The 13,609-nt window shown below is 33.9% G+C and carries 11 protein-coding genes; 4 read left to right on the forward strand and 7 right to left on the reverse strand.

The window, feature by feature from the left end; translation table 11 throughout:
* Window positions 1-129: 129 nt before the first annotated feature.
* The gene (locus KAOT1_RS14885) at window positions 130-1,176 is read left to right on the forward strand and encodes an endonuclease/exonuclease/phosphatase family protein (RefSeq protein ID WP_007095678.1); all 1,047 of its coding nucleotides are present in this window, start codon (window positions 130-132) and stop codon (window positions 1,174-1,176) included.
* Between the two features lie 116 nt (window positions 1,177-1,292).
* On the opposite strand, the gene KAOT1_RS14890 is transcribed toward KAOT1_RS14885, so the two are convergent.
* A complete protein-coding gene (locus tag KAOT1_RS14890; protein ID WP_007095679.1) occupies window positions 1,293-1,733 on the reverse strand; it encodes a hypothetical protein in 441 nt (146 codons plus the stop codon).
* A 126-nt stretch (window positions 1,734-1,859) separates the two neighbouring features.
* On the opposite strand from KAOT1_RS14890, the gene KAOT1_RS14895 reads away from it, so the two are divergent.
* The 3 genes from KAOT1_RS14895 to KAOT1_RS14905 all read left to right on the forward strand — a co-directional run bounded on the left by KAOT1_RS14895 (window position 1,860) and on the right by KAOT1_RS14905 (window position 3,920).
* Complete coding sequence (locus tag KAOT1_RS14895; RefSeq protein ID WP_007095680.1) at window positions 1,860-2,924, forward strand: lanthionine synthetase LanC family protein; 1,065 nt, start codon at window positions 1,860-1,862, stop codon at window positions 2,922-2,924.
* A 6-nt stretch (window positions 2,925-2,930) separates the two neighbouring features.
* Window positions 2,931-3,680 (forward strand): nucleotidyltransferase domain-containing protein, encoded by a 750-nt coding sequence (locus KAOT1_RS14900; RefSeq protein ID WP_007095681.1) that lies wholly within the window; start codon window positions 2,931-2,933, stop codon window positions 3,678-3,680.
* A 66-nt stretch (window positions 3,681-3,746) separates the two neighbouring features.
* The gene (locus tag KAOT1_RS14905) at window positions 3,747-3,920 is read left to right on the forward strand and encodes a hypothetical protein (RefSeq protein WP_157560149.1); all 174 of its coding nucleotides are present in this window, start codon (window positions 3,747-3,749) and stop codon (window positions 3,918-3,920) included.
* A gap of 75 nt (window positions 3,921-3,995) precedes the next feature.
* Here KAOT1_RS14905 and KAOT1_RS14910 read toward each other — a convergent pair whose 3' ends face one another.
* The 6 genes from KAOT1_RS14910 to KAOT1_RS14935 form a co-directional block, all read right to left on the reverse strand.
* Entirely contained in the window at window positions 3,996-6,737 is a 2,742-nt protein-coding gene (locus KAOT1_RS14910; RefSeq protein WP_007095683.1) for a TonB-dependent receptor, read from the reverse strand.
* Between the two features lie 156 nt (window positions 6,738-6,893).
* Window positions 6,894-8,537, reverse strand: a complete 1,644-nt coding sequence (gene pgi, locus KAOT1_RS14915) for a glucose-6-phosphate isomerase (RefSeq protein ID WP_007095684.1) — start codon at window positions 8,535-8,537, stop codon at window positions 6,894-6,896.
* Window positions 8,538-8,542: 5 nt separating this feature from the next.
* Window positions 8,543-9,838: a peptidoglycan DD-metalloendopeptidase family protein gene (locus tag KAOT1_RS14920; RefSeq protein ID WP_007095685.1), complete on the reverse strand. Its 1,296-nt coding sequence runs from the start codon at window positions 9,836-9,838 to the stop codon at window positions 8,543-8,545.
* Entirely contained in the window at window positions 9,835-10,800 is a 966-nt protein-coding gene (locus tag KAOT1_RS14925) for a tryptophan 2,3-dioxygenase family protein (RefSeq protein WP_007095686.1), read from the reverse strand. The genes KAOT1_RS14920 and KAOT1_RS14925 overlap by 4 nt, the downstream gene beginning before the upstream one ends.
* Window positions 10,801-10,806: 6 nt before the next feature.
* A complete protein-coding gene (locus tag KAOT1_RS14930; protein WP_040560110.1) occupies window positions 10,807-11,583 on the reverse strand; it encodes a DUF3108 domain-containing protein in 777 nt (258 codons plus the stop codon).
* Window positions 11,584-12,601: 1,018 nt separating this feature from the next.
* Window positions 12,602-13,546 (reverse strand): tryptophan 2,3-dioxygenase family protein, encoded by a 945-nt coding sequence (locus tag KAOT1_RS14935; RefSeq protein ID WP_007095689.1) that lies wholly within the window; start codon window positions 13,544-13,546, stop codon window positions 12,602-12,604.
* Window positions 13,547-13,609: the final 63 nt, after the last annotated feature.

Below are 13,609 nucleotides of genomic sequence, written 5' to 3' on the forward strand. Positions count from 1 at the left end.
TGCAATTAATTATTATTTAAGTTTAAAAAATCTTTAATAACGACGCGCAAATGTACATTATTTATAATTAATAACTACTTTTGGTCTATCTTTTGCATAGATTATTTAAGATAACATAACATTCAATAAATGAAAAACCTTAAATCCCTAGTATTCTTAGCTTTTTTAGTAGTTTCTGTACAGGCATGGGCACAGAAAAAAAAGCAGTATAAGGTACAAACGATTGCATTTTATAATGTAGAAAACTTGTTTGATACTATTAATGACCCACTGAAAGATGACGAGAAGAGTCCAATTATGGAAATTCAAGGTGATCGATCAAAGATTTATAAAGATAAAATTTCAAAACTTGCGCGTGTAATATCTGACATTGGCTACGATATTGCGAAGACTTCTCCTGCTATTTTGGGAGTTGCCGAAATTGAGAATAGACAGGTTTTAGAAGATTTAGTTAATGATCCGAAGTTAAAAGATGCTGATTATGGTATTATTCACTTTGATTCTCCTGATAAGCGTGGAATTGATGTTGGTTTGCTTTATAAACAAGGAGTTTTTCAACCTCATAGCTTTTCTAAGCATCCATTATATATTTATGATGGAGATAAACGTATTTACACAAGAGATCAATTATTAGTTTCTGGTGTTTTAGATGATGAAGAAGTACATATTATTGTAAATCACTGGCCATCGCGTAGAGGTGGAGAAGCTCGAAGTAGACCAAAACGTGTGAAAGCTGCCGAGTTGAATAAGCATATTATTGATTCGCTACAAGATATTGATAAGAAAGCGAAGATTTTTACCATGGGCGATATGAATGACGATCCTTTTAATGTAAGTATGAAAGAAGTACTGAAAACTAAGGAAGATCGCGATGAGGCTAATGGTAAAGATTTGTTTAATCCAATGGAAGGAATGGCAAGAAACGGAAATGGAACATTGGCATATAGAGACGGCTGGAACTTGTTTGACCAAATTATTTTTACAGCGCCTTTGTTGAAGAAAGATTTTACGGAATACCGTTATTATAAAGCAGGAATTTACAATAAGGTTTATTTGTCTAATAAACGTGGACGTTATAAAGGATATCCTTTTAGAAGTTTTGCTGGCGGAAGTTATACAGGTGGTTATAGTGACCATTTCCCTGTGTATGTACATTTAATTAAGGAAGTGAAGTAACTTTTAATGTATCAATTTGACAATGTAGTAATTTGAAAATTAGCTTCATTGCGCAGAAATGAAAATACAAAAAATCCTTATCGTACTTGATAAGGATTTTTTTGTGTTTGTTTTGCTTAGTATAAATTCCACCAATCTTTCCAAGGCAATCTTGATAGTATTAGTAGTAAACCTAAGCCATAGAATAACGCTATTTTACCAAAAGCTCTTTTGTCTGTTTGCGCTTTTTTGTGTTTAGACCAACCAATAGTGATTAAAACAATTGCTAAGATTCCAACTACAGGATGTTCTAAGGCTTGTAAACGGTCCGCACTTTCTAATTTCATTCCGTTTTGCTGAATCATTTGAAAACCTTTTACAGAAATGAAATATAGAATAATTCCAATGACCAATTGCAAGTGTGTGAAGATGAGTGCAAATAATGACACCCGTAAGTCTTTAACCGCAAACTTTCTATTGGTTGCATATCCAATTATTGCATTTCCTACAGCTGCAATTAACATGATTAACACAAAGTATGCCCAATAGGAATGGAGCATTTGTATAGTTTCGTACATAGTTTTGTTTTTAGTTGATGTGCAAAGGTACTTAATTTTTTGATTGTGTTATTGTTTTGCTAAAGTTTAAAAAAGTAAGAAATTTTCTAGAACTTTATCCTAATTTTATACTTCAAGTAGTATATTATGTGTTTAGATAATTTTTTGTCAGATTCTATCTTTAAAGCAATCGAAAAGCAACCAACCACAACAAAAGCAGGTCTTCTCGATGGGCTTGCAGGTGAGAGTTTGTATTATTTTTATAGAAGCGCATTGTTGAATGACGATGAAGTACTCTATGAAAAAGGAATTGAAAAACTTCAAACTGCTATTGAAATCGGTAGTAAAAACTCAGCAGATACAAGTTTTTACAGTGGTGTAGCTGGTATTGGTTGGTTGGTGTTACATTTGAAAGAGCAAGAATTTGTTGATATAGACATTGACGATTTTTTAGATACTTCCGTAGATACCTATTTATATGAGACAATGCTCGATTTTTTAAATAGAAGTATCTATGATTTTTTTTATGGCGCTGCAGGCATTTGCTATTACTTCTTAAAAAGGTATCAATGTGTGCGTGATAACAGTCAGAAAGAACTGTATAGAACTTATATTATGCATTTTCTTTTTTATTTAGAATTCATTAAGAATAAAGACGAGAAAGGTATCTTCTGGAAACATCCTGAATATCCTTTTGAAGAAGACTCTATGTGTTTTCAATTGAGTTCACTTTCTAATATTTCCTCAATAATATTACTTTTGACAGATATTTCTTATAATAAAGAATTTACGTCATTTTGTACAATTTTAATAAAAAAGTCAAGCGATTGGTTGATATATAAATTGGAAACTTATAAAAAAATTCGACTAGATCAAGCGTTTTGTTTATGGAAGGCGTCAATTGTATTAAATGATAATGAACTACAGAAAAAAGCACTTCAATTGCTGAATACCGCTAAGAAAAGTATTTTAAACGAAGATGTAATATCATTAGCTAAGTGTGCTTTGATCTATCAAAAAATAACAAAAGAAACTGATAACAATTCCTTAAAAGAAGAAGCTTTTAAGTGTTTTACAAAGGTAACTGATAACTTGTTAGAACATACCATAAATGACAATAGTATTTGGAAAGGATATTCAGGAATCGGTTTGATTGACTTTTCTTTGAATGATAGTGTAAGCCCAGAATGGTCAAAATGTATATTGATATAGTTAAGTATGGAAAAAGCTCTCGAAAAATTTATAGCTCGTTGGAAACAGAAAGGTATTGTAAGAGGAATTCTTCTCACAGGAAGCTACGCCGTTGGAATACAGAATGAAAACTCAGATATTGATATTCGTCTGGTTTTGGATAATACTACGACAACTTCTTTTAAAGGCCTAGAAACGATTGATGGCTTTAGCTTTTCATATATTGGTAGAAGCAAAGCTGTAACGTTAGAAAAGTTCAACAAACAGTTTTTTTCACATGTAAAAATGGAGGCTCGTATCTACAATGTTGGTAAAATTTTATTTGATCCATATCGAGATATTGCTACACTGCAACAAATTGCCAAAAACTATGTAGAAACAGGACTGATTCCCAGAAAAACTTCTGAAACTGATCGACAGCTTCATATGTATTCCCTTCATAAAAAATATGAATATATTCTTAATACTACTCCCGATGATCCTTTTTATACCTATAACTATATATTGTATTTAAAGAATGCATTAAATTTTTATGCGAGTGTTTTAAATACCGAAATTATATTTGAAAACGACAGTAAATTACATCGATTTTTGACTGATAAACATTATTTAGAAATGTACGGTTATACCAGTTTTCCTGATCAAGAATTCATTAAGTTATGGTTATTGGCATTAGAAAAAAGAGAAATCAAAGAGATCAGGGAAATTTATACTTATTTAAGAAAAAATTTATATAAGTTTAACGAATCTTCAACACTTATTGAGTGGAGTAATTAAGATATTTATGGTTCATTTAAAATTTTAATCATGAAAAAAAATCAAAGAAAGTTAAGTTTAAAAAAAATGTCAATTTCTAACTTGGCAGTTGTAAAAGGAGGAGCTGGAACTGTTTGGTGCACTATTACTGTTGGTACTAGTGGAGCAAGCACTTGTAATTATACGCCTGGCTGCCCTCCAACAGCGGAAAGCGCATGTTGTGATACTATAGGGGATTCTCACTGTGATAGAGAATCTTAATCTTAGACTAAAAAAAATACTAAAATAAAAGCCTCGCATTGCGAGGCTTTTATAATTATATATTGAGATTTCTTCTTAGAAGTTGTAACGAACGCTAAAGTTCCAAGTTCTTCCAAATCCGAAGAATGCTTTGTTTGCCGTGTTGATTCCGTCATACGTATCGTCTCCTGGATCAGCAAAAATGTTTGTTTGCGATTCAGCTAAGTATGTTGTGTTGAATAAGTTGTTAACGTTCAATCTGAAGTTGATTGTTTTGTCTTTTTCTTCTCCAACAAACCATTTGTAAGATACACCACCATCAAATAAGTTGTATGCTGGTAATTGTAAAGAACCTCTGTTGTCTTCTTCGTCAAAGTCTTCTGCTCTAATATCAGCGTATAAATTATCAGCTCTAAATCCAGCAATGTCAAACTTTAAGTTTTCAACTGGCTCAACAATCATTGCTAAACGCATTGTTGTTTGTGCAGCATTTCCAACTTTTACATCATCTAAGTACAATGTGTTTTCACCAACTTGCTGGTTTTGATCGTTCACGTTGAATGCAGGTCCAGAAAGTGTTCCTCCGTATTCCCAATTACCAACTGACGCCATACCATTGAAAGTTAAGAAGTCTAATGGACGGTATGTGAACTCTAATTCAACTCCTGAGTGAATTTGCTCTAATCCTACAAGGTTTGTACGTCCTTGAACTGTTGCGTTTGGATCTGTTGGCATAGAAGGGTCTTGGAATGTTCCGAAGATACTAATGTATCTATCTTTCCAAGAAGTTCTGTATAAGTTCAAGCTCACGTTTAACTTTTCAGACTTATATCCATATCCTAATTCAGCCCCAAATACTTTTTCGTTTCTGTAATCCTCGTTGACATCGTTAGTGTTATCTAGATAAACAGCATCAAATAAAGGTTGCTTTGAGTAATAACCAACATTACCAAATACATTGTGATTCTCGTCAATGTTGTAGTTCAATCCACCTTTGATGGTTCCTCCTAAGATGTTTTCCCAGTCTGTACGTTGTCCTTCAGCAGGTGTTACTAAGAAGAAATCTTCTCTACTAAATCCTTGGTTAGAACCAGAGAACTGTACGAATGCAGAAACAGCATCTTTCTTATATTCTAACTGACCGAATAGACCTAACCAACGAACATATCCAATGTTGTAGTAGTCAATTTTATCTTCATCGTCGATATCTTTAAATACGTTTACGATTGATCCGAAATCAGAAGAATATGTGTTTGTTAATACTCTGTTTGGACTGTTTACGTTATCGTTATCTCTATATGCATCCGCTCCTAATAGGTTATCTAATCTTCTGTAGTGGAAACCTTTGTATGTTCTAGCATCGATACCAACATCTAACGTTAAGTTTTCGTTTAGTTGTGTATTTAAGTTTGCTAATAAACCAAACCAGTTGTGAGAGTTGATAGAAGCTCTTCTTGATAAACCGTTATCTCTACTGTCGTTAATGAATAAACCGTTTTCTTGATCAGTTCTTTGATATACGTTTCCATCAGAGAAAGTAACTGCCTGTCCACTGTTGTACTGTACGATTCTATCCCATAATACTTCACCATTTTGTTGGTTTCTGAAGATTGAACTAGAAGCAAAGTTAAATCCTGGTAAACGTCCGATGTCTCCAGTTCCTCCACCACGACCAAATGATGCATATCCAACAGTAGATAATTTCATGTTGTCATTGATGTTCCAATCCCAGTTTAAAGATAATACTGGCTTGTGGTAGAAGTTTCTTCTCCAATTGAACTCTTCTCCATTTAATGTACCATGGTTGAAGTTGTACTTATCACCAAATTGTAAATATTGTGCAATTGTTGCTGCGTTAAAGAAACTTGTTGTTCTTTGGTTGTGAACCTGTGGCGCACCAGTAACAGTAAATTGAACGTCGTGTGTTCTGTCTTCGTCAGTCCATCCAAATCCTAAGAAATAGTTGTATCCTTCAAAAGCAGTTCCGTTTATGTATCCATCTCCAGCAGTTCTACTGAATAATCCAGTGAATGCAAATCCGTTGTCCATTCTTCCTGTAGAGTACGAAGCAATAGTTTTTAAGTAGTTGTCGTTACCTAATGTCGTACCAACAAATCCACCTTCGTTTCTTTCTGTAGTTTTTGTTACAATGTTTAATGTACCACCAACAGATGAGATCGCCAATTTAGAAGATCCTAAACCTCTTTGTACTTGAATCGCAGAAGCTACGTCTGCTAAACCAGTCCAGTTACTCCAGTAAACAGCTCCGTTTTCCATGTCGTTTACTGGCACACCATTTACTAATACAGCAGTGTTTACCTGATCGAATCCACGAATGTTGATTCTTGAATCTCCAAATCCACCACCAGATTTTGTAGCATACACAGAAGGTGTAGCGTTTAATAATTCTGGAAGTTCTTGGTTACCTAATCTTTCAACAATTTCTTCAGCTTTAATAGTAGATACTGCTACAGGAGTTTCACGCTCTTTTGCGATATCAACTACACCAACAATTACTACTTCATCAAGAGAATTGTCAGATACTAAAGTGATAGTTCCTAAATCCTGCGTTCCACCAGTTACGTTGAATGGAATAGATTTCGTTCCAAATCCTACAAATGATACTTCAATAGTACCTGTAGCACTTTTTACATTTAATTTAAATTTCCCATCAAAGTCGGTTGATGTTCCATTAGACGTTCCCTTAACAACTACACTAGCTCCTGGTAATGGACCATCAGCCTCTACTACCTTACCTGTAATTGTTCCCTGAGAAAAAGCAACTGATGTTACTAAGAACATCGCTACTACAAAAAACAAATTGTTAATCGTTTTCATAAGTTTTATTAGTTTATTTAATGCCGCAAAAATCGTATTTATTGTGCATGCATATATTAAGCGAATGTTAAATGTTTTAACATTTGTTCAAAAATACATTTTTAACTTATTTGATTGTTTTGCAGTTAATTAAGATATAAACCAAATTATCAACACTTATTTTCTGTTTTCTTTGAAGAATCTTAAAAGATTCGTTGTAGAACTGTCATGTTCAGCAATTTCAGAGCTCTTAATGTCTGTTAAAATTTTAGTTGCGAGTTGTTTTCCTAGTTCAACTCCCCATTGATCGTAACTAAAAATATTCCAAATAACACCTTGTACAAATATTTTATGTTCGTATAAAGCAATGAGTGCTCCCAAACTTTTTGGAGTGAGTTTGTCTATTAAGATGGTATTCGTCGGTTTATTGCCTTGAAATATTTTATATGGAAGTAATTTTTCTATTTCAGAAGCACTCATTCCTTTCGCTGTTAACTCAGCAACAACTTCTTCTTTAGTTTTTCCGTTGAGTAATGCTTCCGTTTGTGCGAAGAAATTTGCCATGAGTTTTTCATGATGATCTTCTTTATGATGTAATGAATGAATATATCCAATAAAATCCGCAGGAATTAGTTTAGTTCCTTGGTGTATGAGTTGAAAAAACGCGTGTTGTGAGTTGGTTCCTGGTTCACCCCAAATTAAAGTTCCCGTTTGGTAGTTGACACGATTTCCATTTCGGTCTACACTTTTACCATTACTTTCCATGATACCTTGTTGTAGATAGGCTGAAAAACGCTGTAAATATTGTGTGTACGGAATGATGGCTTCACTTTCTGCTCCATAAAAATTATTGTACCATACACTTAATAGCGCCAATACAACTGGAATGTTTTGATCGAAAGAAGCCGTTTTGAAATGGTTGTCCATATTATGTGCTCCAGCCAATAGTTTATCGAAATTGTCGTATCCTGTTGCCAAACTGATAGATAAACCGACCGCACTCCAAAGCGAGAAACGTCCGCCAACCCAATTCCACATAGGAAATACATTTTCCGACGCAATTCCGAATTCGCTTATTTTTTCCAAATTCGTAGATACTGCTACAAAGTGTTTTGCTACTGCTTCCTCAGATGCGTGTGACATAAACCATTTGCGGATAGTCATGGCATTACTTAACGTTTCTTGTGTAGTGAAGGTTTTAGAAACAATGACAAATAAAGTAGTTTCGGGATTTAGGTTTTTAATTACTTCTTGCACATGATCGCCATCTACATTAGAGACAAAATGTACATTTAAGTGGTTTTTGTAATATTGTAAAGCTTCCGTTACCATGGCTGGACCTAAATCAGAACCACCAATTCCAATGTTTACAACGTCTGTAAAAGCTTTTTCGGTATGTCCTTTTTTACTTCCTGAAATGATTGCTTCTGAGAAATTTTTTATTTTTTGCTTGACTTCATATATTTCAGGAATGATATTTTTTCCATCTACAAAAACTTCAGCATTTTCCTTTTCGCGCAAAGCGGTGTGTAATACAGCTCTATTTTCAGTTTGATTGATACTCTCGCCATCAAAGTATTTTTGAATGTTTTCCTTAAGATTGACCTCAGCAGCCAATTCCAACAATAAATCCATCGTTTCTTGCGAAATATTGTTTTTGGAATAGTCTACATAGAAATCTTGCCATTGAATGGTAAACCGATCTGCTCTTTCTGCATCTTTTTTAAAATATTCTTTTATCGCAAACGATTTCGTTGCATAGAAATGCTCCTGAAGTTTATTCCAAACTTCAGTTTCTGTAGGATTTATGTTTGTTAACATGGTTTTTAGTTTATCGCAGTTATTGCTTCTTTTGTAATTTCTTCTTCCACAGGTTCTGGAAGTTCGACTTCTATTCCGTCAAGTTGAATTTTTAACGGTTTGATGAATTCTAAATAGGCTTCTTTGAGTTTTGCATCTATCGGATCGGCATCTGGTAGTTTTTGCTTGAATGGATCTACTTGTCTTCCATTTTTCCAGAAACGATAGCATACATGTGGACCTGAGGTGTTTCCTGTCATTCCAACCCAACCAATTATGTCGCCTTGTTTTACATATTCGCCCACTTTTACTTTGCGCTTTTTCATGTGCAAGTATTGCGTGGTGTATGTACTGTTGTGTTTTACTTTGACATAGTTTCCGTTTCCACCTCTACGAGCAGATTCAACTACGACTCCATTGGCTGTTGAGATAATTGGCGTTCCGATTGGTGCCGCAAAATCGGTTCCTTTGTGTGGACGAATACGATTTCCGTATAGTTTGATGCGTCTTCGCAAGTTGTAACGTGAGGAAATGCGCACATGTTTGTAACGAACTGGCGCTTTTAGAAAAGCACGACGTAAGTTTTTGGCGTTTTCGTCGTAGTAATCAACGATTTGTTTTATGCTATCGGTTTCAAATTCAAAGGCATAAAACGGTTCTTTGTTGTGTTTGAAGTATGCAGCGTGAATTTTGTCAATTCCCACGAAAGTGGTATCATTTATGTATTTTTCGGTATAAATTAGCTTAAACTCATCTCCTTTTTGCAGTCGGAAAAAGTCAATTGTCCATGCGTAAATATCAGACATGTCGTATGCCAATCGCTGACTCAATCCGGCATCATCTAATGCACCCGATAATGAGCTTGTAATGATTCCTGATGCTTCTTTTTGAACAATTTTTACAGGTTTACTCTCTGTATAAGCATTGATAGAATCTTTGAATTTAATTACCACATAGTCAATACTGTTTGGCTGATAAATGAAACATTCTGGTCGTTGCAACGAGTCGTCTTTGGTACAAAGCAGTGTGTATGGTTTTCCTGCTACCAATTTTCTGATGTCGAAGGTATCTTTTGTTTTTTCGGCTATTTGAAAGATTTTTGAGTAGCCAATGTTGTTTTTTTGAAGGATTTCGCCAAAGCTATCGCCACTTCTTACCGTATCTTTTACAACGACAAAGTCATTTAAGTGAAAACCGAATTCCATCGGGTCTGGAGCTGGCGCTTCAATTTCTGCAATTTCTTGCGTTTCTTTTTTGGCTTCTTTGCATGCGTTAAAGCCTAATATTACTACTATTAATAATAAAATTTTCCCTATTCTCATTGTTTCCTTTCTGTGTTAAAGACATGGTCTACCCATTCTTTTCCCCATTCGCTTTTTTCATTTTCGCTCCAAATTTCGGGAAAAAAGATCACTTTTTGAAAACTTGGAGGCAAGTATTCTCTCCAATTTGTGCCACCAGTGGCTTCAATAGTCTTTTTTTCACGTCGTAAATAGCGATATGCCGAACCCATATGCATGAGTGGCCAATTGACATTTGCATTGAGATCAAGCTGTTTAAGCGCCGCAATTACGTTTTTATTTTGCTTTACTTTGGAAGGCAACGCTAAATAACGGTGATATATTGTGCTGGTTTCTACTTCTTTTGCAATTCGCATGAAGCGCGGCGTATATCGATATTCAAATTGTTTGAGCGTGAGTGTTTTTTCACCTGTTTTACTATCAGTAGCTCCTTTTTTCCAGTAGATGTTTTCGTAAAGATCGTCTAAGGTATTTTTTGATGAGAATTGGTCGCGAACTGTATGATGTACCAAGTTTTCCATTGGCGTTGAATAGAGTTCAATCATTCTGTATTGTGCCGATTGAAATCCGCTTGCAGGCAATAACGACATTCTATAGTTTAAGAATTGCTCTCTTTCCATACCATTTATCATGATTTCGAAAGAAGACGTTAATGCCTTAAAGTAGTTGTTGATGCGATGAATGCGTTGGGTAAAAAATTCTGCTGTTTGGTCTTTATCATCAATGATTTGCTTTTGCTCATGAATGATGAGTTTAAAGTACAATTCCGTAATTTGATGGTACATGATAAAGATTTCTTCATCAGGAAAAAATGTACGTGGTATTTGTAAACTTAGTAGTGTATCTAAGTGAATATAATCCCAATAGGTAAGATATCTTTGGTGCAATAAGCCGTCAAGATACGAGCCTAAGTCTTGCCCAGAATTTGTGTATTTCTTGTCTAATTTTTCAATTCGTTCCGCAATTTCTGGTGGAATTTCCATACGTATTTAGTCTACAATTATTTTAAAAGGATGTTTGAGTCCTTTGAAAGCGTCTAAGTCTGCTTTTAACGAACCTACCATGAGTTTTGCTTTGATAGAGATCGGAATTTTGTTTTCATCATCAGAAACCCAAAGTGTTAAACTTTCATTTTCTTTAAAAACACGTCCTGCTTGTACATAAGGCCTAAAGATTAAACAAGGTACTTTTCCAAATTTTGTACGCTTGTTTTCTCGTCCTAAGAATTTGAGCTTGAATTTGAAGTTTTCTTTATCAAAAAACATGTTTAACACAATTTCTTCTCCTTCTTTGATGTCAGAAACATCATAGTTGTTTCGCAAATAGTAAAATGCAGAAACCATGTCTTGTACATCTTTTTCGATGTTGTATTCTTTTTTTGTATTGTGCTTTTTATTGTTGACTAATGCTTTTTGTTTTTTGTAGTTAAAGTCAATTTCAATGTCTTTTGTATGTCCGCCTTCATCAATTTTACGAATAAATTTGTATGGCTGTCCTGTTTCTTTGTCAAAATAGCTTTCGTAATTGTCATCTACTTTAAAAAACCAACTTGCGAAACCAGTCGTTTTTCCTTTTCCAACTACATGATATACACTTTTTCCATTCAAGTATTCATCCTTGACCTCAAGCGTGGCATAACTCGCGTTGATAAATCCGTAGTGAATTCTAAATTTAAACCATTCTCCTGAGGTGAATGCTGTTTCTTTTTGTTGTGCTTGTAAAGCGAAGCCTATAAGCAGGCAAAGTATTGTAAGTGTACGTTTCATGTTTGATGTAAAGGTTTGTAAAAATAATAAAATTCGCATTACTTTTTGTTAATTTATTGTTGTAACGCAATTACTATTCCAAAAAAAAGTGTAGAAATTTGTCTTTCCAAGAATGTAACGTTGTTTTTAAGCTTATATTTTTGTGTTTTTGCTTTTTGCGATTCTTTTTATCTTCTAGGTCTACATCGATTAAAAACGCATGTATAACAAATAGTTGCATTGAATGTTACATTGCGTATTTCTGAATACTTTTGAGCTAACTTATTAACAGATTTTTTTCAGAAGGAAACTATACTACAAACAATCGTCAGTTAAAAAATATTATAAAAATTTTTACGTATTACAGCTGAATCTTAAAAGCCAATTGTATAGAAGAATCTTAAAACTAATTAGTGACAAGTAGTTAAGATTGAAAGTCCTTTTTTGACTGAATTATACAGAAAAATTTAGACAAAAAAAAGAAGCTCAATCTTACGACTGAGCTTTCTTTTTTTATTAACCAACCAAAACTTTAAATTATGAAAATCTAGTTTTCTTAAAGTCGCAAAAGGAAACCACTCGCTTTTGCACTGCAAATATATAACGGAACATTTATTATGCAAGCATAGTATTTGACTTTAACACAATTTTTGCATTCAGAATCGTATTTCGTCGATGTTTATTATTGAATATTCAGTTAAATTTAAATTTTATTATGAATTTGTTAACAATTTTTATTTCTGAAAAAAAGCCCACAAAAAAAGCCCGATCTTACGATCGAGCTTTTTTTTATTTATTAACCAACCAAAACTTTAAATTATGAAAATCTCTCATCTTAAAGTTGCAAAAGGAAACCACTCGCTTTTGCACTGCAAATATAAAACGAGAATTATACTATGCAAGCACAGTATTTGACTTTAACACAATTATTATATTCAGAATGGTATTTTGTCGATGTTTATTATTGAATATTTAATAGTTTTTTAGATTATTTGAAAATTATTCAACATTTTGACAGTTTTTACTTCTGTAAATTTGGCTATTTTATTGTTTTATAGCCTTCTAAATTGGTAATTCCCCAATTTTTTAGTTCATCTTCACTCCAAAGTTGCGGAAAAAAGATCCTTTTTTGATATTTTGGATGCATGTATTTTTGCCAATCGCTTCCGCCAGTTGCTTCAGGATTTCCTTCATTGGAATTGATATATTTTGCCGCTGTGTTGTAATGATGCATTACCCAACTAATATTTACCGTATGATCGTAATGACGCATCGCGTTTATCAAAGCAGTATCATTTTGATATTCTCTTGGTAATTGCTTAAACTTTGTCCATAGATTGATGGTATTGTATTCTTTCATCCATTCAATGAGTTCTTTTTTGTATTTCTCATCAAAATTAATCATCAATTTACTGCGTTTTCCCGTTTTATGATCGTGTCCTGCCACTTGCCAATACATATTGTTGTACGCATGTAAGTATGGCGTCTCACGATCAATTGTTGCTCTAAATCTGTAATCAATTAGATTGATAAGTTCTGTAGAAGCAATTTCAATTTTACGGTATTGTGCCGATTGAAATCCGCTGGCTGGCGTTAAGGTATCGCGAAATTTCATGTATTGTGACACTTCCATTCCTTCGCCCATAATGTCAAACGAATTGGAAAGTAAGTCAAAATAACGACTGATTCGCATGAGATGCATGATAAATTTTTCTGGTACAATGTTTTCCGTATGTGCAATTTGTTGCATTTCCCACAGAATCATTTTAAAAATCAATTCGTTTATCTGATGGTAGATTAAAAACACCATTTCATCAGGTAATTGTGTGCGTTGTGTTTGCAATCCTAAAAGTGCATCTACCTGAATGAAATCCCAATATTTCATAGGTTCAGCATGCAATAGTCCTGAAAGGTGTACATCAGGATCTTGTCCCATATCCAAATATTTTTTGTCTATGGCAGCGAGTAATTCTTCTCTGGTCATGTTGTTGTTTTTAGGGAGAGAAAATCAAAAAAACGTACACTTCGACTCCGCTCAGTGTACGTT

Origin of the sequence: Kordia algicida OT-1, from assembly GCF_000154725.1 — a bacterium.
Taxonomy (GTDB): Bacteria; Bacteroidota; Bacteroidia; order Flavobacteriales; family Flavobacteriaceae; genus Kordia; species Kordia algicida.

Coding starts and splice junctions, on each gene's coding strand:
- KAOT1_RS14885 (WP_007095678.1), top strand. CDS start 130: ATGAAAAACCTTAAATCCCTAGTATTCTTAGCTTTTTTAGTAGTTTCT.
- KAOT1_RS14890 (WP_007095679.1), bottom strand. CDS start 1,733: ATGTACGAAACTATACAAATGCTCCATTCCTATTGGGCATACTTTGTG.
- KAOT1_RS14895 (WP_007095680.1), top strand. CDS start 1,860: ATGTGTTTAGATAATTTTTTGTCAGATTCTATCTTTAAAGCAATCGAA.
- KAOT1_RS14900 (WP_007095681.1), top strand. CDS start 2,931: ATGGAAAAAGCTCTCGAAAAATTTATAGCTCGTTGGAAACAGAAAGGT.
- KAOT1_RS14905 (WP_157560149.1), top strand. CDS start 3,747: ATGTCAATTTCTAACTTGGCAGTTGTAAAAGGAGGAGCTGGAACTGTT.
- KAOT1_RS14910 (WP_007095683.1), bottom strand. CDS start 6,737: ATGAAAACGATTAACAATTTGTTTTTTGTAGTAGCGATGTTCTTAGTA.
- pgi (WP_007095684.1), bottom strand. CDS start 8,537: ATGTTAACAAACATAAATCCTACAGAAACTGAAGTTTGGAATAAACTT.
- KAOT1_RS14920 (WP_007095685.1), bottom strand. CDS start 9,838: ATGAGAATAGGGAAAATTTTATTATTAATAGTAGTAATATTAGGCTTT.
- KAOT1_RS14925 (WP_007095686.1), bottom strand. CDS start 10,800: ATGGAAATTCCACCAGAAATTGCGGAACGAATTGAAAAATTAGACAAG.
- KAOT1_RS14930 (WP_040560110.1), bottom strand. CDS start 11,583: ATGAAACGTACACTTACAATACTTTGCCTGCTTATAGGCTTCGCTTTA.
- KAOT1_RS14935 (WP_007095689.1), bottom strand. CDS start 13,546: ATGACCAGAGAAGAATTACTCGCTGCCATAGACAAAAAATATTTGGAT.